Raw genomic sequence first — 21418 nt, 5'->3', positions numbered from 1 at the left:
GCCCCGCCGCCTTTTCCAGACCAGGGATAAACGATGCGCCGCATCCTTTTGACGATCGTGCTGGCCGTGCTGTGCATGGCGGGCGCCCAACGCGCCGCGGCACAGGATTTCCAGACACTTCTGCAGGACAATGCAGACGAGGTCGCGGACCCCGGGCGCAGCACTGTGGGCGCGCTGCTGGAGACGCTGATCGCCTCGGGCGATCCCGCCGTCTCGACGTTCCTTGAGCGCTGGCAGGACCGGCAGGTGGTGCGCAACGCCGAGGACGGTCTGTTCTACTACGCTGGCCGCAAGACCGGCGACACCGTGCAGCTTCTGGACATCGAGACCGCAGAACCGGCGGCCGAGGCTCCGGCCGGCGCCGTGTCGGAAATCCGGCCCAACGGCGGCGTGCGCCGCGAAATCGCGGGGGCGCTGGTGCGCTTCCAGCTCTCCGACCCGAACATCGCCAGCCGCCGCGCCGCGCTTGATGCCATCGCGCGCAGCCCGGACGCCGACCAGATCGAACCGCTGGCCGCGTCCATCGAAGGCGAGCCGGACGACACGATCCGTGTCCGCAAGGAGCAGCTTGTGGCGATGCTGACGGTCCGCTTCGGCGATGATACCGCAGAGCGTGTCGCAGCCATCGAAAGCCTTTCTGGCAGCCTGTCGCTCGACGCGCGCGCGACGCTGAACCAGACCTTGACCCTGCGCGCCGGGGTGGCCGCCGATCTGCCGGACGCCAACATCGCGCGGGTTCTGGAACCGGGCGAGGACCTGACCCCGGACGCCGCCTATGCCCAGCTTGTCGAGGCGGATCTTGCCCCGCCGCGCATCTCGCCCACTGCGATCCGGGACGCGCTGGCCGCGAACCTGTCGGGCGGAGAGGTCGGCGGCGTTCTGGTCGAACGGCTGAGCGATCCTGCAGCCCGGCTTGTCGCCTATGACAGCCTTGCCGCGCGCGGCTTTGTTCCCCCGCGCGTCACCGAGGACGAGGTTGCCGCTGCCCTCGACTCGCACGTCTTCTACGAGGTCTACGACGAGCCCGACGCGGCCGTGACCACAGCGGCACAGGCCATGCTGACCCGCATCGAGACCGCTGTCGCCGTGAACCAGACCATCGACCTGTCCCTCGATGCGCTGTCGCTCGCGTCGATCTACTTCCTGGCCGCCATCGGGCTTGCCATCACCTTCGGCGTGATGGGCGTCATCAACATGGCGCATGGCGAGTTCATCATGATGGGCGCCTACACCGGCTATGTCGTCCAGCTGTTCATTCCCGATTACACGCTGTCGCTGGTCGTCGCGCTGCCGCTGGCCTTTGCCGTGACCTTTGGCGCGGGCGTCGCGATGGAGCGGCTGGTGATCCGCTGGCTCTATCACCGCCCGCTGGAATCGCTGCTGGCGACATTCGGGATTTCCATTGCGCTGCAACAGCTTGCCAAGAACATCTTCGGCACGCAGGCGCGTCCGCTCACCTCGCCCGGCTGGCTAGACGGCGCTCTGGTCATCAACGAGGTCGTGTCGATCGCCTATATTCGCATCGCCATCTTCGTGCTGGCGCTGGTGTTCCTGGGCCTGATCCTTCTGGTGCTGAACCGCACCCGCCTCGGCCTCGAGGTGCGGGCGGTCACGCAGAACGCAGGGATGGCGGCGTCGATGGGGATCAACCCCGACCGCATCAACATGCTGACCTTCGGCCTTGGCTCTGGCATCGCGGGGATCGCGGGCGTCGCCATCGGACTGTATGCCAAGGTCACGTCCGAGATGGGACAGGACTACATCGTGCAGTCCTTCATGACCGTCGTGGTGGGCGGCGTCGGCAACGTCTGGGGCACGCTTGCGGGCGCGGCACTGATCGGCGTTCTGCAGAAGGGGATCGAGTGGATGAACCCGTCGAACACCCTTGCCGCGCAGACCTACATGATCCTCTTTATCATCCTGTTCATCCAGTTCCGGCCCAAGGGCATCGTCGCCCTCAAGGGCCGCGCGGCAGAGGCGTGATCCATGGCAACCACTGATATGGCCGGACCCGGCTTTCGCCCCGCGCCGGACCGTCGCCCGTTCATCCTGCGCAACCCGTCGGTGATGTATTTCCTTGCCGCGCTCGCGGTGTTCACGCTGGGCGTCACGCTGTTGTCCGAGGCGACGGGCGTGGGGTTCCTGTCCACCTCCTTCGTCAAGACACTGGGCAAGACGCTGTGCCTGTGCCTAGTCGCGGTGGCGATGGACGTGGTCTGGGGCTACTGCGGAATCCTGTCGCTGGGGCACATGGCGTTCTTCGGGATCGGCGGCTACGCGATCGGCATGTGGCTGATGTACGCCCGCACCGAGATCATCGTCGCCGAAAGCCTTGCCGCATCGGTGATACCGCCAACGCCGGACGAAGTGCGCGATGCCATCGGAAGCCAGATCTTCGGCGTGGTGGGCGCGTCCGAATTCCCATGGGTCTGGGGATTTGCCAGCAGCCTGCCGCTGCAGCTTCTGATGGTCGTCGCGGTGCCGGGACTGTTGGCGCTCGTCTTCGGCTGGTTGGCCTTTCGCACAAGGGTTGCAGGGGTTTACCTGTCGATCCTCACCCAAGCCATGACGCTGGCGCTGGCGCTGTACCTGTTCCAGAACGACAGCGGGTTGCGCGGCAACAATGGGCTTTCGGGGCTGCAGAATATCCCCGGATATGGCGAGACATCGCAGGACGTCATCTCGATCGCGTTCTTCTGGGCCTCGGCGCTGGCACTGGCGCTTGGCTATGTGCTGTTCGCCTGGGTCGTGTCGGGCAAGATGGGCAGCGTCGTGCGCGGCATCCGTGACAACGAGGCGCGGGTGAGGTTCCTTGGCTATCACGTTGAAAGCTACAAGCTATTCATCTTCACGCTCACGGCGGTCGTGGCCGGTATCGCGGGCGCTCTTTACTATCCACAGGCCGGGATCATCAACCCGGCCGAGCTTGCGCCCATCGCCTCGATCTACCTTGCGGTCTGGGTCGCGGTGGGCGGTCGCGGGCGCCTCTATGGTGCCGTGATCGGAGCGGCGTTCGTGTCGCTTCTGTCGAGCTGGTTCACCGGCGGTGGCGCACCTGCGATCAACCTGGGCTTCTATCGCATCCAGTGGACCGACTGGTGGCTGATCCTCCTGGGCCTGTCCTTTGTCGGGGTCACGTTGTTCGCGCCCAAGGGCATCGGCGGGCTGTTCGACCTGATCGCGGAACGGCGCACGCCGGACCGCACCGGGGACTACGGCCCGAACGACGGGGCGTGGCGCAAGGAAGAGGGGCGCGAGGAATGAGCACGCTTCTTGAAGTGTCTGGCGTGTCGGTCAGCTTCGACGGGTTCCGCGCGATCAACAACCTGTCGATCCAGATCGCCGAGCCCGAGTTGCGCGCGGTGATCGGCCCCAATGGCGCGGGCAAGACGACCTTCATGGACATCATCACCGGCAAGACACGGCCCGACGAGGGGCGTGTGCTGTGGGGCGAGAAAAGCGTCTCGCTGCTGTCCCTGTCCGAAAGCCAGATCGCGCGGCAGGGCATCGGGCGCAAGTTCCAGAAACCCACGGTGTTCGAGGCCCAGTCGGTGCGCGAGAACCTGCGCATGTCGCTCAAGAACCCGCGCGGTCCGTTCGACGTGCTGCTTGCGCGCGGCAAGCCCGACGACGAGACCCGGATCGACGAGATTGCCGCCGAGATCGGCCTGACCGAAGCCCTTGGCCGCCGCGCGGGCGAGCTTAGCCACGGGCAGAAGCAATGGCTCGAGGTCGGGATGCTGCTGGCCCAGGACCCACGGCTGTTGCTGGTCGATGAACCCGCCGCCGGGATGACACCCGCCGAGCGTGAGCATACCACGGATCTACTCAAGCGCGCCGCACAGACCCGCGCGGTCGTGGTCGTCGAGCATGATATGGAATTCGTGCGCCGCCTGAACTGCAAGGTGACGGTGCTGCACGAGGGGTCGGTGCTGGCCGAAGGCTCGCTTGACCATGTCACGAAGAACAAGGACGTCATTGACGTCTACCTGGGGCGCTAGACCATGCTGACCGTCGACAACCTGACCCTGCGCTATGGCCAAAGCCAGATCCTTCACGGCATTTCCCTGACCGCAAAGCCGGGGCAGGTGACGGCGGTGATGGGCACCAACGGGGTCGGCAAGACCTCGCTTCTGAAGGCGATCGCGGGGCGGCATCCGTTCCGCGATGGCAGCATCCGGCTGGACGGGCGCGATCTGGGCCATCCCACCGCGTACGGCGCCGCCAAGGCCGGGATCGCCTACGTGCCGCAGGGGCGCGAGGTGTTTCCGCTGCTGACCGTGCGCGAGAACCTGACGACCGGCTTTGCCTGCCTTCCGGTGGCGGATCGCGGCATCCCCGAGCGCATCTTCGATCTGTTCCCCGTGCTCAAGGAAATGCAGGACCGGCGCGGCGGTGATCTTTCGGGGGGCCAGCAGCAACAGCTTGCCATCGCGCGTGCGCTGATTACCAGGCCCAAGGTGCTACTTCTGGACGAGCCGACCGAGGGCATCCAGCCCAACATCATCACCCAGATCGGCAAGGTCATCGCGCTTCTGCGCGACGAGGGCGAGATCGCGGTGGTGCTGGTCGAGCAGTATTTCGATTTCGCCGTCGGGCTGGCCGACCATTTCGTCGTCGTGAACCGCGGATCGGTCAGCTACGAGACCGGCAAGGCCGCGCTCGACCGGGACAGGTTGTTGGCCAGCGTTTCGATCTAGACGCTGCCAAAGCCGCGCGCGGCGATGCGCAGGATGCCCAGCGCCTCGGCCTGTGCGCCGGTCGGCCTCCAGCCCCGGCGCAGGGTCAGGCCGATGGTGCGGGGCGGATCGTCAAGGGGGGCGGGCAGGCGCACGACAAGCCCATGGTCCGCGTCCAGCCGCATCTGGTTGATCGACAGCATGGTAAGGTGCGTGCCCTGCTGCAGCAGGTTGCGCACCAGCACCATCGAACTGGTCTCGATCAGGTTCGGCGGCACCGCGCCGTCCATGAACCGATCAAAGATCGCGCGCGTCGGGGTGCCGGGGCGCGGCACGATCCACGGACAGGCCAGCAGCGCATCGCGGCTGGCGCTGCCGTCCGCCAGCGGGTGGCCGGGCCCTGCAAAGACTCCCAGGCGGTCCTGAAACAGCGGCTCTTGCACGACGTCTCCGGGCGGGGCGGGATCGCGCAGCGCGCCGACCATCACGTCGATGCCGCCGCTGGTCAGCGCCGCCAGAAGGTCGTCATAGGGTCCGTCGACGACCCGCAGCCGCATCCCGGGGCGCTGCGCCGCCAGCTCCGACAGCGCCAGCGGCAGGACCGTGCTGCGTGCCAGCGGCAGCGCACCGATTGTCAGGCGCGCCGCTTCCTCGCCGCGCCATGCGGCGATCTCTTGTCGCGCCTGATCGAGTTCCGCGAAACACAGCCGCGCGGCACGGGCAATCTGCCGGGCGGCACGGGTCAGGGTCACGCCGGTGGGCGAGCGTGTCCACAAGGGCACGCCGACGACAGCCTCGGCATCGCGGGCCGCGCGGTGAACCGACGGTTGCGCGATGCCCAGCGCCCGTGCGGCAAGGGTGAAGGTGCCGTGATCGCCCAGCGCGACCAGCGCGTGCAACTGGGTGATCGACACCGCTCCGTCTGGCAGGCGGCGGCCGCGCGCCGCCTCGTCCAGCCCGCCGCGCAGAAGATCCAGCGCCCGCTCGGCGCGGGCGGTGAACAGCGCGCCGGGCTCTGTCAGCAGCATCCCCGACGACGTGCGGTCGAACAACGCCGCGCCAAGCTGCTCTTCCAGTTTTGCGATGCCTTGGGTGATCGCGGGTTGCGAAAGGTGAATGGCGCCGGACGCCGCCGACACGCCGCGATGATCCCGAACGGCGAGGCAGGCATGAAGGTGCCGCAGGTTGAATCGGGGCGCCGCGATGGTCATGGGCGCGGGCTTATAGCAAACCGCAATGACGCGCACCTGCAAACGAACTGGCATTCCGGGCGGCGCAGGGCGACCAATGGGCTAGGCCATGAGCTTGCCCCGCAGGAGGAGTCCCGATGACCGACGCAAAGACCGCCCTAGTGATCTCGGCCCATGCCGCCGATTTTGTCTGGCGCTGCGGCGGCGCCATTGCCCTGCATGCCGAAATGGGGGTCGAGGTCACAGTGGCCTGCCTGTCCTTCGGCGAGCGCGGGGAAAGCGCGCGGCTCTGGAAAGAGGGCAAATCGCTGGACGAGGTCAAGGCGATCCGCCGGGCCGAAGCCGAGGCGGCGGCAGAGACGCTTGGCGTCCATGCGCTCGAATGCTTCGATCTGGGTGACTACCCGCTGCACCTAGATCGCGGCGACAAGGACCGGCTGGTTGATCTCATTCGCAAGGTGCAGCCGTCCTTCCTGCTGAGCCACAGCCAGTATGACCCCTACAACACCGATCACATGTACACGACGCAGGTGGTGATGGAGTGCCGGATGATCGCGCAGGCCTGGGGCCACAATCCCGGTGAAAAGGTGCTGGGCGCGCCGCAGCTTTACCTGTTCGAGCCGCATCAGACCGAGCAGATGGGCTGGAAACCCGACACCTTCCTCGACATCACGCCGGTCTGGGACCGCAAGCGCGCCGCGATGGAACAGATGAACGGGCAGGTTCATCTGTGGGACTATTACACCCGCGTCGCCCAGCAGCGCGCCAACCACTTCAAGCGCAACTCGGGCGGTATGTCCGGCGGGCGCGACTGCCAGTATGCCGAAGGCTTCCAGTCGGTCTATCCGCGCACGGTGGACGCGCTATGAGCGGCGTCGTGGTTCAGACCATCGCGCGGGCGGGGTCAGATGTGATCGCTCGGCTTGGCGCGGCGGGCGTGGCCACGGTGCACGAGGCGCAGGGGCGCAGCGGGCTGATGGCGTCGCGGATGCGCCCGATTCAGCAGGACACCGCCATCGCAGGCTCTGCGGTGACGATCTCGGCGCCGCCGGGCGACAACTGGATGATCCACGTCGCTATCGAGCATCTGCAAGAGGGTGACATCCTTGTGCTGGCGCCGACATCCCCCTGCGACATGGGCTATTTCGGCGATCTTCTGGCGACCTCTGCAATGGCGCGGGGCTGCCGCGCGCTGGTGATCGACGCCGGAGTGCGCGACACCCGCGATCTGCGGGCGATGGGCTTTGCCGTCTGGTCCACCGCCGTGTCCGCGCAAGGCACGGTCAAGGAAACGCTGGGTTCGGTGAACGTGCCGATCGTCTGCGCGGGCGCGCTGGTCAATCCGGGCGACGTGATCGTTGCGGATGATGACGGCGTGTGCGTGGTGCCGCGTGCAGACGCCGAGGCTGTCGCCGCCGCCGCGCAGACGCGCCTCGACGCCGAAGAGGCGAAGCGGCTGCGCCTTGCCTCGGGCGAGCTTGGTCTCGACATCTACGACATGCGCCCGGGCCTTGCCGCCAAGGGGCTGAAATATGTCTGACGGCTTGCCCGTGATGTGGATGCGGGGCGGCACGTCCAAGGGGGGGTATTTCCTTGCCTCTGACCTGCCCGCCGATCCAGCGGCCCGAGACGCGCTGTTGCTGGGGGTCATGGGCTCGCCCGATCCGCGGCAGATCGACGGGATGGGCGGAGGCGATCCGCTGACCTCGAAGGTGGCGGTGGTCTCACCGTCGCACCGTGCGGGTGTCGACGTGGATTACCTGTTCCTGCAGGTCTTCGTCGACCGGGCCGTGGTGACGGACGCGCAGAACTGCGGCAACATCCTCGCGGGCGTCGGCCCCTTCGCCATCGAGCGCGGGCTGGTCGCGGCGCAGGACGGCGAGACCCCCGTGACCATCTACATGGTGAACACCGGCCAGACGGCCACGGCGCGCGTGCAGACGCCGGGCGGCACCGTGACCTACGCAGGATCGGCGCGGATCGACGGGGTGCCGGGCACCGCTGCGCCGGTGCCCATCGCGTTCCAGGATACCGCCGGGTCCAGTTGCGGCGCGCTTTTGCCCACGGGCAACGCCACCGACGTGATCGACGGCACCGAGGTGACGCTGATCGACAACGGCATGCCTTGCGTGATCCTGCGCGCCTCTGACATGGGCATCGACGGCAGCGAGCCCCCCGAGGCGCTGGAGGCGAACGCCCCCCTGCGCGCCCGGCTCGAGGCGATCCGCCTCAAGGCGGGGCCGCTGATGAACCTTGGCGATGTGGCGGACAAATCGGTTCCCAAGATGACGATGGTGTCCGCCCCCCGAGCGGGCGGCGCGATCTCCACCCGCACCTTCATCCCGCACCGCTGTCACCAGAGCGTTGGCGTGCTGGGCGCGGTCACCGTCGCCACCGCCTGCCTGACACCGGGGGCGGTGGGCGCCGATCTGGCGGTCGCGGGGCAGGGCGCGGTGCGGCCCCTGTCGATCGAGCATCCGACCGGCGAGATGACCGTGATCGTGCATCTGGACGGGCAGGGCGCTGCAGCAAGGACCGAGGTGCTGCGCACCGCACGAAAGCTGATGCTCGGCATCGTGTTCCCGGCAGAGCGGACCTGACGCGCAGAGAACTGTCGCCACGCCCCCTGCAAACCGCTAGAACCGTCGCCGGGTTGGTGATGTGGTGGCGCGGATGCGGCAATCGGGACGGACGGAACTGCGAAACGCGTTGGCGCGCAATTCCGGCGCGCTGATCGGGGTCGCGCTGTTCAGCGCGGTCATCAACGTGCTGATGCTGACCGGGCCGCTGTTCATGCTGCAGGTCTATGACCGCGTGCTGGCCAGCCGGTCCTCGGCCACGCTTCTGGTGCTGTTCGCCATCGTGCTGTTCCTTTACGCCATGATGGGCCTTCTCGATCATGTCCGGGGCCGGGTGCTGGCGCGCGTCGGCGCCCGCGTCGAGCAGCGGCTCGAGGCGCGCATCTACGATGCCAGCCTGACCGAGGCCGAGACGCAAGGACCGGGCACCACCGCGCTGCGCGACCTGACCGCGCTGCGCACGGCCCTTGCATCGCCCGCGATGGGCGCGATCTTTGATCTGCCCTGGGCGCCGCTGTTCATCGCGGTGATGTTCATCCTGCACCCGTGGTTGGGCTGGTTCTCGGTCGGAGGGGCAGCCCTGGTGCTGATCCTCGCCCTCTGGAGCCAGGCCCGCACGCGCCGTCCGCTGGCCGAAGCGGCCGAGCATGCCCAAGACGCCGAAACGCGGGCCGAGACTGCCCGCGCAGCGGTCGAGACGGTGCGCGGCCTCGGCATGAACGCACCGCTGGCCGCCACCTGGCACGACAGGCGCGGCGGAGCGCTGAGCGCGGCAATGCGTGCCGCCGACGGGCGCGGCGGCATCGCGTCGGCGACCAAGACGATCCGCATGGGGCTGCAATCGGCGGTCCTGGCGCTTGGCGCGCTGCTGGCGCTGCGCGGTGATCTGACGCCCGGCGCGATGATCGCGGGGTCGATCCTGCTGGGCCGCGCACTGGCGCCGATCGAGCAGTCGGTGGGCCACTGGCCGCAGATCGAGAGGGCGCGGCGCGGCTGGTCGCAGCTGCGCGCCCTGCTTGACCGGCATCCGCAGCGCGCGGCCCCGATGCCCTTGCCTCCGCCCGAGGCGCGGCTGGACGTCAAGGACCTCTACCTTTTGCCGAACGGCGGCGGTGCTCCGATCCTGAGTGCCGGCAGCTTCAGCGCCGCACCCGGCGATGCCATCGCGGTCATCGGTCCGTCCGGGTCTGGCAAGTCGTCGCTCGCGCGGGCGCTTGCGGGCCTTTGGCACGAACGGCGGGGCGAGATCCGGCTGTCGGGTGCGGAAGTGGTGCAGTATGACCGCGACACGCTGGGCCGAGCGCTGGGATATCTGCCGCAGGACGTCACCTTGTTCCCCGGCACCGTCGCGCAGAACGTCGCGCGCTTCGATCCCGCCGCCGCACCCGCCGCCATCGTCACGGCGGCGCAGGTCGCGGGCGCGCATGATCTGATCCTGTCGCTACCCGATGGCTATGACACCCGCGTCGGGCCGGGCGGCTGGCGGCCGTCCGGCGGGCAGCGCCAGCGTATCGGTCTGGCGCGCGCCTTCTTCGGCGATCCGGTGCTGATGGTGCTGGACGAGCCGAACGCCAACCTCGACGAGCCGGGACTGATCGCGCTCAACCGCGCGATCGCGGCGGCGCGCGCGGCGGGGCAGATCGTGTTCGTGATGTCGCATCGCCCTTCGGCGCTGGCCGAGTGCAACCTCGTGATCCTCCTTGAAGGCGGAAGGCTGCGCGCGATGGGACCGCGCGACGACGTTCTGACGAAATACACCCGCACGCCGCCGGGTGTCCGGCTTGCGACGCCGCCCGCGCAAGTGAAGGGGTAAAAGAGATGTCCGACTGGTCCCCCGCACGCCACCTCTGGCTGGGTATGCTTGTGCTGACCTTCGGGGTCGGCGGTTTTGGAGCCTGGGCCGTGACGACGCAGATCGACGGCGCGGTGGTCGCCGCTGGCTCTGTCACGGTCGAAGCGCGGCGGCAGGCGGTTCAGCACCCGGACGGCGGCCTTGTCTCGGCGCTCCATGTGCGCGAGGGCGACCGCGTCGAGGCGGGCGCGCCGATCCTGACGCTTGACGGCACCGAACTGCAGGCCCGCCGCGCGCTGGTCGCCCGCGACATGGTGGAAACCACCGCGCGGATCGACAGGCTCAAGGCCGAGGTGCTGCTTGCCGACACCGTGACCTACCGCGCGCGGCTGCTGGATCTGGCCAAGGCAGAGCCGGACATCGCCGCGCTGCTGGCGGACGAGACGGCGCTGTTCACCGCCCGCCGCGACACCCTGGCCCAGACCGTCGCGCAGCTGTCCGAGCGCAAGGTCCAGACCGAAGCCGTGGTGCGCGGCCGCACCCGGCAGCGCAATGCGTCGATCACCCAGCGCGCGTTGATCGCGGACGAGCTGCAAGGTCTGGAGGACCTGCTGGCGCGGGGCCTGACCGAATCGAGCCGGGTGACGGTGCTGCGCCGGGACGCCGCCGCGCTGGAGGGCCGGATCGGAGAGCTGGAGGCGGGGATCGCCGAAGCCAGAAGCTCGATCGCCGGATTCGAGGTGGAACGCCTGCGCCTGCAGGCCGAATTCCGCGAGGCGGCGCAGGAAGAGTTGCGCAGCCTGCAGCCGAAAGAGGCGGAACTGGCCGAACGCCTGCGGGTGATCGAAACCGAGATCGGGCGGCTTGTCCTGCGCGCGCCGATGACCGGCACCGTGCTGGCGCTGCGCGCCTTCACCGTGGGCGGCGTCATCTCTCCGGGTGACGAGATCGCGTCGATCATCCCCGCCGACGTGCCGCTGGTCCTGTCGGTCGAGGTCGAGCCTGGCCAGATCGACCGCGTGTCGGTGGGGCAGGCGGCGCGGCTCCGCTTTCCCGCCTTCAACGCCCGCACCACGCCCGAGGTCGACGGCCATGTGCGCACCGTCTCAGCCGATGCGATGGCCGACCCGCAATCGGGGCGGCGGTTCTTCACCGTGGAATTGTCCCTCGATCCCGGCGCGGTCGAGGCGCTTGGCGGCAACCGGCTGGTGCCGGGCATGCCGGTCGAGGCGTTCATCCGCACCGATGCCCGCACGCCCGCGTCCTTTCTGTTCAAACCGGTGGCGGACTATCTGGCCCATGCGCTGCGCGAGGATTGAGGCCGCTGGCGGCGCGCGCTGCGATCGCGCATAGTCGCGCCGCGAGCAGACGGAGGACCCCATGACGCGCTATCATTCCCCCCAAGGCGGGCACCCGTCGCAGGACCAGCTTCTGACCGGGCGCGCCGTGTTCACCGCCGCCTATGCGGTGATCCCGGGCGGCGTGATGCGCGACATCGTCACCAACGCGTTCCCATTCTGGGACGGTGCGCGCGGCTGGGTTCTGGCACGGCCCCTGTCGGGGTTCGCGGAAACCTTCAGCCAGACGATCATGGAACTTGCCCCCGGTGGCGGGTCGGGCCGCCCCGAGACGGACCCGCGCGCCGAAGCCTGCCTGTTCGTCACCGAAGGCACGGTTTCGCTGTCCTGTGACGGCGCCGAGGCCACGCTTGAGCCTGGCGGCTTTGCCTATCTTCCCGCTGGTGCCGCCTGGACAATCCGCAACACCGGCGCGGCGCGTGCCGTGTTCCACTGGGTGCGCAAGGCCTATCAGGCGGTCGAGGGGCTGGAACGCCCGGAGTTCTTCACGTCATCCGACGCGACCGCGCCGAAGGTCGAGATGCCGGGCACCGAGGGCCGCTGGGCCACCACCCGCTTCATCGACCCCGCGGACCTGCGCCACGACATGCACCTCAACATCGTCACGCTGCAGCCCGGCGCGGCCATTCCGTTCCTTGAAACCCATGTGATGGAGCACGGGCTTTATGTTCTGGAGGGAAAAGGCGTCTACCGGCTGAACAGCGACTGGGTCGAGGTCGAGGCGGGCGATTTCATGTGGCTGCGCGCGTTCTGCCCGCAGGCCTGTTACGCGGGCGGGCCGGGGCCGTTCCGCTATCTGCTCTACAAGGACGTGAACCGGCTGCCGCAGCTTTAGTTGCGCACCGTATAGGGCGTGTCGAAGCGGTGTTCTTCAAGATTGGCCCCGTCGCCGATGCGGTCGATCACGGCGAACAGGCCCGGCGCATGCAGGGGCGTCAACACGCCGTGCCACGTGCCCTTGTGCAGGTTGATCGCCTGTCCCGGCGCGGTCCGAAAGGCCAGCGGCGTGCCGGGCAGGCCGTCCTCGTCCGGCGCGACGATCACAAGGAACGGGTCCATCGACATCGGCACGAAGCACTGGCTTCCGTCCGGGTGCCGTTCCACCAGATCGAGCGACAGGGGCAGGGTGCGCGGCTCTGCCTTGAACAGGCTCAGCCCGGCGCGGCCCTCCGTGAAATCCAGCCGCGCGCGGTCATGGTAGCGCCCGCACAGCCCGGCGTTGATGATCCTGTCCGGCGCACCTGCCGTGTCCAGCACATCGCCGAACAGCGCGAAGGCTGCCGCATCCATCGGGCGGATGGCGATGTCGCGGCTCATCCCAGCTTTTCCATCAGGCGCAATTCGGCGATCCGTTCCACCTGCTTGCAGGCTTCCGCGAATTCGGCGGCGCGGTCATTGTCGATGCGGCGGCGGAACGCGGACAGGATGCCCGCCTTGTCATGGTCGCGCACCGCGATGATGAACGGAAAGCCGTGCTTGTCGACATAGGCCGTGTTCAGCCGCTCGAACTCCGCCCGTTCGGCATCGCTCAGCGCATCGAGGCCCGCGCTGGCCTGCTCGGCAGTCGACTCGTTCGTCAGCCGCTTCGCCGCTGCCAGCTTGCCCGCAAGGTCTGGGTGGGCGGTGAGAACCCCAAGGCGCTGGTCCTCGCTGGCCGACCGGAAGATGCGCGCCAGCGCGTTGTGCAGGCCAGGCGCGGTGTCATGGGCTGGGCCAAGCTCCAGCGCGTGGGCGCCCTCGGCGATCCATGCAGAGTGCTCGAATATGCCGCCAAAGGCCGCCACGAATTCGTCGCGCGGCATCTGCGAGGGGCGCAGGCGCTGCGCAGGCGGATGGGTTTTCGCCCAATGCGCCGCGATCTCGGCGCGGGTGGCGATCCAGACGCCGTCATGGCCCCGCACATGCGCAAGGAACCGGCGCAGCGCCTCGGCCCGGCCCGGACGGCCCGCAAGGCGGCAGTGCAGGCCGATGGACATCATCGCGGGACGACCCTCGGTGCCCTCGCGGTAGAGGCAATCGAAGCTGTCTGTCAGGTACCGCTCCCAGCTTGCCCCGTCGGGATGACCTGCCTGAATGGCAAAGCGCATGTCATTGGCGTCAAGCGTGTAGGGGATCATCAGTTGGTCCCGCCCGCCAAGGCTCATCCAATATGGCAAGTCATCGTCGTAAACATCCGATATATAATCACAAACACCCGTCTCCGCGACCAGGCGAACGGTGTTCATCGAACAGCGCCCGGTATACCAGCCGCGCGGCGGCGCGCCGGTGACTTCGGTGTGCAGACGGATCGCCTCGGCGATCTGCGCGCGCTCGACCTCCTCGGGCATGTCCTTATGCTCGACCCATTTCAGCCCGTGGCTGGCGATCTCCCAGCCTGCGTCCTGCATGGCGCGCATCTGTTCGGGCGCGCGTGCAAGCGCGGTGGCAACGCCGTAGACCGTCAGCGGCAGTCCCGACAGCATCTGGTGCAGCCGCCAGAACCCGGCGCGGGCGCCGTAGTCATAGATCGACTCCATGTTCCAGTGCCGCTGCCCGGGCCAGGGCGCGGCGCCGGTGATCTCGGACAGGAACGCCTCGGACGCGGCATCGCCGTGCAGGATGTTGTTCTCGCCGCCTTCCTCGAAGTTGAGCACGATCTGAAGGGCGATCTTCGCGCCGCCGGGCCACTGCGGGTCGGGGCGGTTCGGGCCATAGCCGATCAGATCGCGGGGATAACGGTTCATCTGCGCCGCCTTTTGCCGTGGGTGCTTGTGTTTCGTGATAATCCGCGCTTCGGTCGGGGGAAAGACATCAAAGGGGACACTGATGGCAGGCTGGCTTACGACGCATGTTCTGGATACCGCGCGTGGATGCCCGGCGGACGGGATCGCGATCTGGCTTTACCGGGTCAACGGCAACAGTCACCGCAAGATCGCCGAGGCCGTGACCAACGCCGACGGGCGCACCGACGGGCCGATCCTGCCCGAGGCGAAATTCGAGATCGGGACGTATGAGCTGGTGTTCCATGCAGGCGACTATTTGCGCCGCACGGGGCAGGTCACGGCAGAGCCGCTGTTCCTTGACCAGGTGCCGATCCGCTTTGGAATGAGCGAAGGGGCACATTACCATGTGCCCCTCCTGCTGTCGCCCTACGGCTATTCCACCTATCGCGGCAGCTGAACGGCTTACGCCGCCTGCTTGGGCTTTCCGGCCTTGAACCGGCGGCGGCGCGGCGGCTGTGCGCCTGCGCCCGCGTCGTCACCGGCCTTGCGCTGACCCTGGTGGGCGGGCTTGCGCGGCTGCTGGGCCTTGTCGGCGCCGGGCTTGGCGCTGCGCTGCCCTTGCGGCTTGCCGCGCGATCCGCCGCCCGGCTTGCCGCCGCGCTTGGGTGCAGGCGCGCTGCGGGACGGGCCCCAAGGCTGACCACCGGCGACTTCGATGTCGCGCTTGATGACCTTCTGGATGTCGCGCAGCTGGTCCATCTCGTCGGCCGAGCAATAGGCGATCGCGGTGCCTTCGCGGCCCGCGCGCGCGGTGCGTCCGATGCGGTGAACGTAGTTCTCGGGCACGTTCGGCAGGTCGTAGTTGTAGACGTAGCGCACCTCGGGAATGTCGAGACCGCGCGCGGCCACATCCGTTGCCACCAACACCTTCATCTCGCCCGAGCGGAACGCGTCGAGCGCGCGGGTGCGCTGGCCGTGGGATTTGTTGCCGTGGATCGAATCCGCCACGAAACCGGCCTTCACCAGCGACTTCATCAGCCGCTCGGACCCGTGCTTGGTGCGCGCGAAGACAATCGCCTGCGCGTCGGGGTCCTTGCGCAGATGCGCCATAAGAAGGTCGGGCTTGTCGCCCTGGCTGACGAAATGCACCTCTTGCGCGATCTTCTCGACCGGCTGGCCGGGCGGGTTGGCCTGAACCTTGATCGGATCGTCAAGGAAGGTGCCTGCAAGCTCTTCCATCAGGGCGGGCATGGTGGCCGAGAACAGCATCGTCTGGCGCTTGGGCGCGAGATACGGCGCGATCTGGCGCAGCGCATGGATGAAGCCCATGTCGAGCATCTGGTCAGCCTCGTCCAGCACCAGGAACCGTGCCTCGTCCAGACGGACGGTCTTGCGGTCGAGGTGGTCGATCAGACGGCCGGGGGTGGCGACAAGAATGTCGGTCCCGCGAGACAGCTTGCCGATCTGCGCGTTCATCGACGCGCCGCCGACAACCAGCGTGACACGCAGGTGCGTGTCGCGGGTGAAGGCGCTGAGGCTGTCGCAGATCTGGCTGGCCAGCTCGCGCGTGGGCGCAAGGATCAGGCCGCGCACGGTCTTGGCGGCGGGTTTCGTGCCCATGCCAATAAGGGCGTTCAGAAGCGGCAGGCCGAATGCCATGGTCTTGCCGGTGCCGGTCTGGGCAAGGCCCATCACGTCGCGGCCTTCCATGGCGTGCGGGATCGCCTTGATCTGGATCGGGGTTGGTTCGGTCAGGCCGAGGTCGGCAAGTGTCTTGGAGAGGCGCGGCGCGAGGCCGAACTGGTCAAAGCTCATGTGGTATCCTTGTTGCGCCGCATTGGGGCGCATGAAAACGGGTGTGCCGCAGGCCCGAAACGGGCCGCGGAGCGCATCGAGGTTGCGCGCCGGGGACTGCCAGAGAGCCGCTTGCCCGTCTGCCATTGGCGCGTCGGCACCCCTGCGTGATGGTGGGAACCCTGTCCGGCGTCCTGGTAGGCGGCGCTTGGCGCTGCCCGAAATCTCGCTCACGCGGCAAAAGGACGTCAGTAGGCGGCAAATGCGCCTTCCGGCCGGGCAAGTCAAGGCTGGTGACCCATTTCGCACGTTTTCCGATTCACCCGGGGGGCCGAGCACGCTATCAGTCGGGAAAACGCGAGGGACTGCGATGAGCGACTGGGTGATCCTCTGGGAGTGGGCGGAATTCGCCATCCGCTGGCTGCACGTCATCACGGCGGTCGCCTGGATCGGCTCGTCATTCTACTTCATTGCGCTCGATCTCGGGCTCAATCGCAACATCGACGGACCGGCGGACGGCGAGGAATGGCAGGTCCACGGCGGCGGGTTCTACCATGTCCAGAAGTATCTCGTCGCGCCCGAGGCGATGCCGGCGCACCTGACCTGGTTCAAATGGGAAAGCTATTCGACCTGGCTGTCGGGCGCGGCGCTGCTGATGGTGGTCTACTGGGCCGGGGCAGAGCTGTACCTGATCGACTACACCAAGATCGACTGGCCCGTCTGGCAGGCCATCGCGGTGTCGGCGGCGTCACTGGCGGTAGGCTGGGTTCTCTACGATCTCTTGTGCAAGTCGCCGCTGGGCGATCGGCCGACGGCTCTGATGCTGGTCCTGTTCGGAATCCTTGTCGCGATGAGCTGGGGCTATCACCAGGTCTTCACGGGGCGCGCGGCGATGCTGCATCTGGGCGCCTTTACCGCCACGATCATGACGGCCAACGTCTTTTTCATCATCATGCCGAACCAGCGCATCGTGGTCGCGGACCTGAAGGCGGGGCGCAAGCCCGATCCGAAATACGGCAAGATCGCCAAGCTGCGATCCACCCACAACAACTACCTGACGCTGCCGGTCATCTTCCTGATGCTGTCGAACCACTATCCGCTGTCGTTCGCCACGCCCCACGCCTGGATCATCGCGGCGCTGGTGTTCCTGATGGGGGTGACGATCCGGCATTTCTTCAACACCATGCACATGAAGAAAGGGATGCCATGGTGGACCTGGGCGGTGACGGTGGTTCTGTTCATCATTGTGGCCTGGCTGTCCTCGGCCCCGATGTTCGACACCTATGAAGAGTCCGAGGCGCGCGCGCTGTCGCCGGTCGAGGCGCGCTTTGCGGCGGCGGGCGGCTTTGACGAGGCGCATGACATCGTGCTTGGCCGCTGCTCGATGTGCCACGCGCGCGAGCCGGTGTGGGACGGCATCGCCTCTGCGCCCAAGGGTGTGTTGCTGGAAACCCGCGCCGACATCGCGGGCCAGGCGCGGGCGATCTACGTTCAGGCCGGGATCAGCCACGCCATGCCGCCCGGCAACATCACCTTCATCTCGCCCGAGGAACGCGCGGCGATTACCCATTGGTATAGGCAAGTCAACTGAGGGTTGCCGTTTCGTGCCTGCGTGCACAGGATTTGCGCGCCAATGACAAGCTTATTTGAATGCTGGTCCGAGACAATGAAATTGCGTCTGGAAATCCGGCGCGGTATCGGTTGAGTATCGGATATGTTTGTTTCCACGGAAACGAACCCGCAATAGGTTTGGGAGGACCGACCATGAAGTTGAACACACTCAAGACGACCCTCGCGGCATCCGCGTTGTCGCTGGTGGCGGCATCCGGCGCCTTCGCGCAGGAATACACGTTCCGTCTGCACCACATGCTTGGCGCGCAGGCGCCCGCTCAGACCGGCATGCTGGAACCTTGGGTCGAGGCCGTGGAAGCGGCATCGGACGGACGCGTTGAAATCGAGATCTTCCCGGCCATGTCGCTGGGCGGCACCCCGCCGGAACTGGTGCAGCAGGCGCGCGACGGCGTGGTCGACATCATCTGGACGGTGAACGGCTATACCCCCGGCCAGTTCCCCCGCACCGAAGTGTTCGAGCTTCCGGGCGTGTTCCTCAATGACATCAAGGCGACCAACCTCGCCATGTACGACATGTTCGACGAATACCTGGCGGACGACTACCGCGGCCTCGAAGTGATGTGGCTGCATGTCCATGCCGGTCAGGCGATCATGGCGGTCGACAAGGAAATCCGCTCGCCCGCCGATGTCGAAGGCATGAAGATGCGTATCCCGTCGCGCACCGGCGCATGGGTGATCGAGGCGCTTGGCGCGTCGCCGATCGCGATGCCCGTCCCCGAGGTGCCTTCGGCGCTGTCGAAAGGCGTGATGGAGGCGACGCTTCTGCCGTGGGAGATCATCCCGCCGCTGAAGCTGCAGAACCAGATCGACTATTTCATCGAAGGCCATGACAACACCCGTCTTGGCACCACCACCTTCCAGGTGTCGATGAACCAGACGCGCTGGGACGGCCTGCCGGAAGACATCCAGCAGATCTTCCGTGACGCGTCGGGCCGCGAATGGTGGGGCCAGGTCGCCGACGCATGGCGCGCTGGTGACGACTTCGGCATCAAGATGGCAACCGACGCGGGCAAGACCCACGTCATGCTGACCGAGGAAGAAACCCAGGTCTTCATCGACGCGCTCGAGCCGGTGCAACAGCGCTGGGTCGACCAGGTGACCGGCGACGGCGTCGACGGCGCCATGCTCGTCGAGGCAGCCCAGGCCGCAATCGCGACGGCCGCCGAGTAAACATGGCTGCAACTGCAACCAGCGGGACGAGGTTTCACGACCTCGTCCTTCGTATATGCACCGCCTGGGCTGTTCTGGGCGGCTTCGTGTTGCTTGGGGTCATCATCATAAACGTGATCCCGATCGTGATCGATATTCTCGCGCCCGGCCTGTGCACCAGACGGGCCGACGCGTCGGAAACGATGCAGTTTACCTTCGAGATATTGTGCCGCGGTGACTTTGAACTGACGGAAATCGGCGTCGCAATCGCGGTCTTCGCGTTTCTGCCCTATTGCCAGATTGCCGGGCTGAACGTGACCGCAGACATCTTCACCTCCGGGGCGAACCGGTTCTGGCTGTCGGTGTTCTCGTTGCTTGGCTCGACCGTCGCACTGATCTTCGGCGTCGTGCTTCTGTGGCGGATGTATGCCGGGATGCTGGATCACCGGACATACGACAGCACCACCGCGCTTTTGCAGATTCCGCTGTGGTGGGGCTATGCGCCGTGCCTCATTTCGCTTGCGCTTCTCGCGCTCGCCTCTTTCGCTTCGGTCACCGACGCGCTCTCTGACATGTTCGGACGCCGCTAATGGATCCTGTCACGCTTGGCCTTATCAGCCTTGTCATTCTTGTTGCGCTGATCGCGATCCGGGTGCCTATTGCCTATTCCATGATCCTTGTGGGCGGCATCGGCACCGTGCTGATAAACGGATGGCTGCCGGTCCTGAGCCAGCTCAAGACGCTGGGATGGGGTATCTTTTCCAACTATGGCCTGTCGGTGGTGCCGATGTTCGTGCTGATGGGCGCGATCGCCAGTCGCGCGGGCCTGTCTCAGCAACTGTTCCGCGGCGCCAACGCCTGGCTGGGTTGGATGCGCGGCGGCACCGCCATGGCCGCCATCGCGGGCTGTGCGGGCTTTGGCGCGGTCTGCGGCTCGTCTCTGGCGACCGCGTCCACGATGGGCAAGGTCGCGCTGCCGGAACTCAAGCGCTACAACTACTCTGGCGCGCTGGCGACGGGATCGCTGGCGGCGGGCGGTGTGCTTGGCATCCTGATCCCGCCCTCGGTCGTGCTCATCATCTACGCGATCATCGTCGAGGCGAACATCGTCACCATGTTCGCCGCCGCGATGATCCCCGGCATCCTTGCCGTGATCCTGTTCATCCTGACCATCGCGCTTTACGTCCTGATCTGGCCCGACGCGGGCCCCAAGGGCGGCGCCGCCGACCGCAAGGAATTCGTCTCGGCGACCCTTGGCATGGTGCCGGTCGCTGTGATCTTTGCAATCGTGCTGGGCGGCATCTATGGCGGGTTCTTCAACCCGACGCCTGCCGCCGCCGTGGGTGTGGCGCTGGTCTGGATCTACGGCATCGTCACCCGCACCGTGAAGACCCGCGATCTGATCGATTCGCTCAAGGAAACCGCCGGAACCACCGGCATGATCTACCTGATCGTGTTCGGCGCCGAACTGGTCAAGATCTTCATGTCCCGCGTGCGCCTGCCGCAGGAAGCGGCCGAGTGGATCGCCGCTTCGGGCCTCGCGCCGATGACGGTCATGGTGCTTCTGCTGGTCGCGCTGATCGCGCTCGGCTGCCTGATGGATTCACTGTCGATGATCCTTCTGGTGATCCCGTTCTTCTGGCCCGTGCTGGTCGAGATCAACGGCGGCCTCTACATGCCCGCCGAAGGCTCGGGCTTTGGCATGTCCACCGAGGATCTGAAGATCTGGTTCGGGGTGCTGGCGCTGATCGTGGTCGAGTTGGGTCTGATCACGCCGCCCGTGGGGATGAACGTCTTCGTCATCTCGGCGATGGCCAAGGACACCCCGATGATCGAAACGTTCAAGGGCGTGATGCCGTTCTTCGGCGCCGAGATCTTCCGCGTGATCCTCTTGCTGGTGTTCCCGGCGCTGACGCTGTGGTTGCCGTCACTTCTATAGCCGTGCGCGCCAGGCGGCCCAGTCCTCGGGCGTGTCGAGATCGGTGATCGCGGCGCGCCCCGGAAGCGGCACGCCGGTCACCGTCTCGCCGCGCAGCGCACCGCGCGCGCCGTCGTCTCCCGACAGCGTCGCCAAGCTTGAAAACAGCCGTGCCGGGATCAAGACAGGATGGCCCGGAACGTCCGACCCCTCTGCCGTGCCCCGCAGGACCGCACCGGGCGCGGCCTCTGCCGCCGCCAGCATCGTCGCCAGTTCCCGCGCTCCGATGTCGGGCATGTCGGCGGGTAGAAGCACGAGATGCGTCACGTCATGGGGCAGGGCAGCCGCGCCCGCCCGGATCGAGGCTGACATGCCCTCTGCTGCGTCCGGCACATCGACGCAAACCACATCCAACCCGTCCAGCACCGCCCGCCGCGCCGCCCCCGGCACCGGCAAGGTCACGAAGACCTGCTCACACACAGAACGCGCCGCCGCCGCCTGCCGCCGCAGCAACGGCATGCCGTCCACCTCTTCCAAAAGCTTGTCGCCGCCCCGCATCCGCGACGACGCCCCCGCCGCCAGAAGCAGCACCGCCGGGGTCACGCCGCGCCCCGGTTCTTCTTTG

Annotated in this window: 20 protein-coding genes; 15 read left to right on the top strand and 5 right to left on the bottom strand. The window is 67.1% G+C overall.

Annotated elements, in window-relative coordinates:
- The first annotated feature begins 33 nt into the window (after positions 1–33).
- From urtB to urtE, 4 genes are read left to right on the top strand one after another with little or no spacing between them, the layout of a single operon-like run.
- Positions 34–1983, top strand: a complete 1950-nt coding sequence (gene urtB / locus KTJ87_RS07255; protein ID WP_267138432.1) for an urea ABC transporter permease subunit UrtB — start codon at positions 34–36, stop codon at positions 1981–1983.
- Between the two features lie 18 nt (positions 1984–2001).
- Entirely contained in the window at positions 2002–3264 is a 1263-nt protein-coding gene (gene urtC / locus KTJ87_RS07250) for an urea ABC transporter permease subunit UrtC (protein ID WP_407650481.1), read from the top strand.
- Positions 3261–4001 (top strand): urea ABC transporter ATP-binding protein UrtD, encoded by a 741-nt coding sequence (gene urtD / locus KTJ87_RS07245; RefSeq protein WP_267138430.1) that lies wholly within the window; start codon positions 3261–3263, stop codon positions 3999–4001. The genes urtC and urtD overlap by 4 nt, the downstream gene beginning before the upstream one ends.
- Positions 4002–4004: 3 nt before the next feature.
- Entirely contained in the window at positions 4005–4700 is a 696-nt protein-coding gene (gene urtE / locus KTJ87_RS07240; RefSeq protein ID WP_267138429.1) for an urea ABC transporter ATP-binding subunit UrtE, read from the top strand.
- Here the strand turns inward: urtE and KTJ87_RS07235 are convergent.
- On the bottom strand, positions 4697–5890 hold the full coding sequence (locus tag KTJ87_RS07235; protein WP_267138428.1) for a LysR family transcriptional regulator: 1194 nt from the start codon (positions 5888–5890) through the stop codon (positions 4697–4699). The genes urtE and KTJ87_RS07235 overlap by 4 nt on opposite strands.
- 116 nt (positions 5891–6006) lie before the next feature.
- On the opposite strand from KTJ87_RS07235, the gene KTJ87_RS07230 reads away from it, so the two are divergent.
- The 6 genes from KTJ87_RS07230 to KTJ87_RS07205 all read left to right on the top strand — a co-directional run bounded on the left by KTJ87_RS07230 (position 6007) and on the right by KTJ87_RS07205 (position 12433).
- Entirely contained in the window at positions 6007–6738 is a 732-nt protein-coding gene (locus KTJ87_RS07230; protein ID WP_267138427.1) for a PIG-L deacetylase family protein, read from the top strand.
- The gene (locus KTJ87_RS07225; protein ID WP_267138426.1) at positions 6735–7409 is read left to right on the top strand and encodes a 4-carboxy-4-hydroxy-2-oxoadipate aldolase/oxaloacetate decarboxylase; all 675 of its coding nucleotides are present in this window, start codon (positions 6735–6737) and stop codon (positions 7407–7409) included. The genes KTJ87_RS07230 and KTJ87_RS07225 overlap by 4 nt, the downstream gene beginning before the upstream one ends.
- Positions 7402–8469 (top strand): 4-oxalomesaconate tautomerase, encoded by a 1068-nt coding sequence (locus KTJ87_RS07220; RefSeq protein ID WP_267138425.1) that lies wholly within the window; start codon positions 7402–7404, stop codon positions 8467–8469. Before KTJ87_RS07225 ends, KTJ87_RS07220 begins: the two co-directional genes overlap by 8 nt.
- A 73-nt stretch (positions 8470–8542) precedes the next feature.
- Positions 8543–10261 (top strand): type I secretion system permease/ATPase, encoded by a 1719-nt coding sequence (locus tag KTJ87_RS07215; RefSeq protein WP_267138424.1) that lies wholly within the window; start codon positions 8543–8545, stop codon positions 10259–10261.
- A gap of 5 nt (positions 10262–10266) precedes the next feature.
- Positions 10267–11559, top strand: a complete 1293-nt coding sequence (locus KTJ87_RS07210; protein ID WP_267138423.1) for an HlyD family type I secretion periplasmic adaptor subunit — start codon at positions 10267–10269, stop codon at positions 11557–11559.
- Positions 11560–11620: 61 nt separating this feature from the next.
- Positions 11621–12433 (top strand): bifunctional allantoicase/(S)-ureidoglycine aminohydrolase, encoded by an 813-nt coding sequence (locus KTJ87_RS07205; protein WP_267138422.1) that lies wholly within the window; start codon positions 11621–11623, stop codon positions 12431–12433.
- Here the strand turns inward: KTJ87_RS07205 and KTJ87_RS07200 are convergent.
- Complete coding sequence (locus tag KTJ87_RS07200; protein WP_267138421.1) at positions 12430–12915, bottom strand: ureidoglycolate lyase; 486 nt, start codon at positions 12913–12915, stop codon at positions 12430–12432. The genes KTJ87_RS07205 and KTJ87_RS07200 overlap by 4 nt on opposite strands.
- On the bottom strand, positions 12912–14321 hold the full coding sequence (gene puuE, locus KTJ87_RS07195; RefSeq protein ID WP_267138420.1) for an allantoinase PuuE: 1410 nt from the start codon (positions 14319–14321) through the stop codon (positions 12912–12914). The genes KTJ87_RS07200 and puuE overlap by 4 nt, the downstream gene beginning before the upstream one ends.
- Positions 14322–14403: 82 nt before the next feature.
- Between puuE and uraH the strand changes: the two genes are divergently transcribed.
- Positions 14404–14757: a hydroxyisourate hydrolase gene (uraH, locus tag KTJ87_RS07190; RefSeq protein ID WP_267138419.1), complete on the top strand. Its 354-nt coding sequence runs from the start codon at positions 14404–14406 to the stop codon at positions 14755–14757.
- Positions 14758–14762: 5 nt separating this feature from the next.
- On the opposite strand, the gene KTJ87_RS07185 is transcribed toward uraH, so the two are convergent.
- Positions 14763–16115, bottom strand: coding sequence for a DEAD/DEAH box helicase (locus KTJ87_RS07185; protein ID WP_267138418.1), 1353 nt, complete (start codon positions 16113–16115; stop codon positions 14763–14765).
- Positions 16116–16464: 349 nt separating this feature from the next.
- Between KTJ87_RS07185 and KTJ87_RS07180 the strand changes: the two genes are divergently transcribed.
- The 4 genes from KTJ87_RS07180 (at position 16465) to KTJ87_RS07165 (ending at position 20814) form a co-directional block, all read left to right on the top strand.
- Entirely contained in the window at positions 16465–17685 is a 1221-nt protein-coding gene (locus KTJ87_RS07180) for a urate hydroxylase PuuD (RefSeq protein WP_267138417.1), read from the top strand.
- A gap of 173 nt (positions 17686–17858) precedes the next feature.
- Positions 17859–18896 carry a TRAP transporter substrate-binding protein gene (locus tag KTJ87_RS07175; protein ID WP_267138416.1) on the top strand — a complete coding sequence of 346 codons (1038 nt, stop codon included), beginning with the start codon at positions 17859–17861 and terminating at the stop codon, positions 18894–18896.
- 2 nt (positions 18897–18898) lie between these two features.
- Positions 18899–19465 carry a TRAP transporter small permease gene (locus KTJ87_RS07170; RefSeq protein ID WP_267138415.1) on the top strand — a complete coding sequence of 189 codons (567 nt, stop codon included), beginning with the start codon at positions 18899–18901 and terminating at the stop codon, positions 19463–19465.
- The gene (locus tag KTJ87_RS07165) at positions 19465–20814 is read left to right on the top strand and encodes a TRAP transporter large permease (RefSeq protein WP_267138414.1); all 1350 of its coding nucleotides are present in this window, start codon (positions 19465–19467) and stop codon (positions 20812–20814) included. The genes KTJ87_RS07170 and KTJ87_RS07165 overlap by 1 nt, the downstream gene beginning before the upstream one ends.
- Here the strand turns inward: KTJ87_RS07165 and KTJ87_RS07160 are convergent.
- Positions 20809–21396, bottom strand: a complete 588-nt coding sequence (locus tag KTJ87_RS07160) for a nucleotidyltransferase family protein (RefSeq protein ID WP_267138413.1) — start codon at positions 21394–21396, stop codon at positions 20809–20811. The two genes, KTJ87_RS07165 and KTJ87_RS07160, sit on opposite strands and share 6 nt — an antisense overlap.
- Between the last annotated feature and the right edge of the window lie 22 nt (positions 21397–21418).

Origin of the sequence: Anianabacter salinae (assembly GCF_019061145.1) — a bacterium.
GTDB lineage: Bacteria > Pseudomonadota > Alphaproteobacteria > Rhodobacterales > Rhodobacteraceae > Anianibacter > Anianibacter salinarum.
This window is presented reverse-complemented; position numbering and strand designations above follow the sequence as displayed.

Coding starts and splice junctions, on each gene's coding strand:
- urtB (WP_267138432.1), top strand. CDS start 34: ATGCGCCGCATCCTTTTGACGATCGTGCTGGCCGTGCTGTGCATGGCG.
- urtC (WP_407650481.1), top strand. CDS start 2,002: ATGGCCGGACCCGGCTTTCGCCCCGCGCCGGACCGTCGCCCGTTCATC.
- urtD (WP_267138430.1), top strand. CDS start 3,261: ATGAGCACGCTTCTTGAAGTGTCTGGCGTGTCGGTCAGCTTCGACGGG.
- urtE (WP_267138429.1), top strand. CDS start 4,005: ATGCTGACCGTCGACAACCTGACCCTGCGCTATGGCCAAAGCCAGATC.
- KTJ87_RS07235 (WP_267138428.1), bottom strand. CDS start 5,890: ATGACCATCGCGGCGCCCCGATTCAACCTGCGGCACCTTCATGCCTGC.
- KTJ87_RS07230 (WP_267138427.1), top strand. CDS start 6,007: ATGACCGACGCAAAGACCGCCCTAGTGATCTCGGCCCATGCCGCCGAT.
- KTJ87_RS07225 (WP_267138426.1), top strand. CDS start 6,735: ATGAGCGGCGTCGTGGTTCAGACCATCGCGCGGGCGGGGTCAGATGTG.
- KTJ87_RS07220 (WP_267138425.1), top strand. CDS start 7,402: ATGTCTGACGGCTTGCCCGTGATGTGGATGCGGGGCGGCACGTCCAAG.
- KTJ87_RS07215 (WP_267138424.1), top strand. CDS start 8,543: ATGCGGCAATCGGGACGGACGGAACTGCGAAACGCGTTGGCGCGCAAT.
- KTJ87_RS07210 (WP_267138423.1), top strand. CDS start 10,267: ATGTCCGACTGGTCCCCCGCACGCCACCTCTGGCTGGGTATGCTTGTG.
- KTJ87_RS07205 (WP_267138422.1), top strand. CDS start 11,621: ATGACGCGCTATCATTCCCCCCAAGGCGGGCACCCGTCGCAGGACCAG.
- KTJ87_RS07200 (WP_267138421.1), bottom strand. CDS start 12,915: ATGAGCCGCGACATCGCCATCCGCCCGATGGATGCGGCAGCCTTCGCG.
- puuE (WP_267138420.1), bottom strand. CDS start 14,321: ATGAACCGTTATCCCCGCGATCTGATCGGCTATGGCCCGAACCGCCCC.
- uraH (WP_267138419.1), top strand. CDS start 14,404: ATGGCAGGCTGGCTTACGACGCATGTTCTGGATACCGCGCGTGGATGC.
- KTJ87_RS07185 (WP_267138418.1), bottom strand. CDS start 16,115: ATGAGCTTTGACCAGTTCGGCCTCGCGCCGCGCCTCTCCAAGACACTT.
- KTJ87_RS07180 (WP_267138417.1), top strand. CDS start 16,465: ATGAGCGACTGGGTGATCCTCTGGGAGTGGGCGGAATTCGCCATCCGC.
- KTJ87_RS07175 (WP_267138416.1), top strand. CDS start 17,859: ATGAAGTTGAACACACTCAAGACGACCCTCGCGGCATCCGCGTTGTCG.
- KTJ87_RS07170 (WP_267138415.1), top strand. CDS start 18,899: ATGGCTGCAACTGCAACCAGCGGGACGAGGTTTCACGACCTCGTCCTT.
- KTJ87_RS07165 (WP_267138414.1), top strand. CDS start 19,465: ATGGATCCTGTCACGCTTGGCCTTATCAGCCTTGTCATTCTTGTTGCG.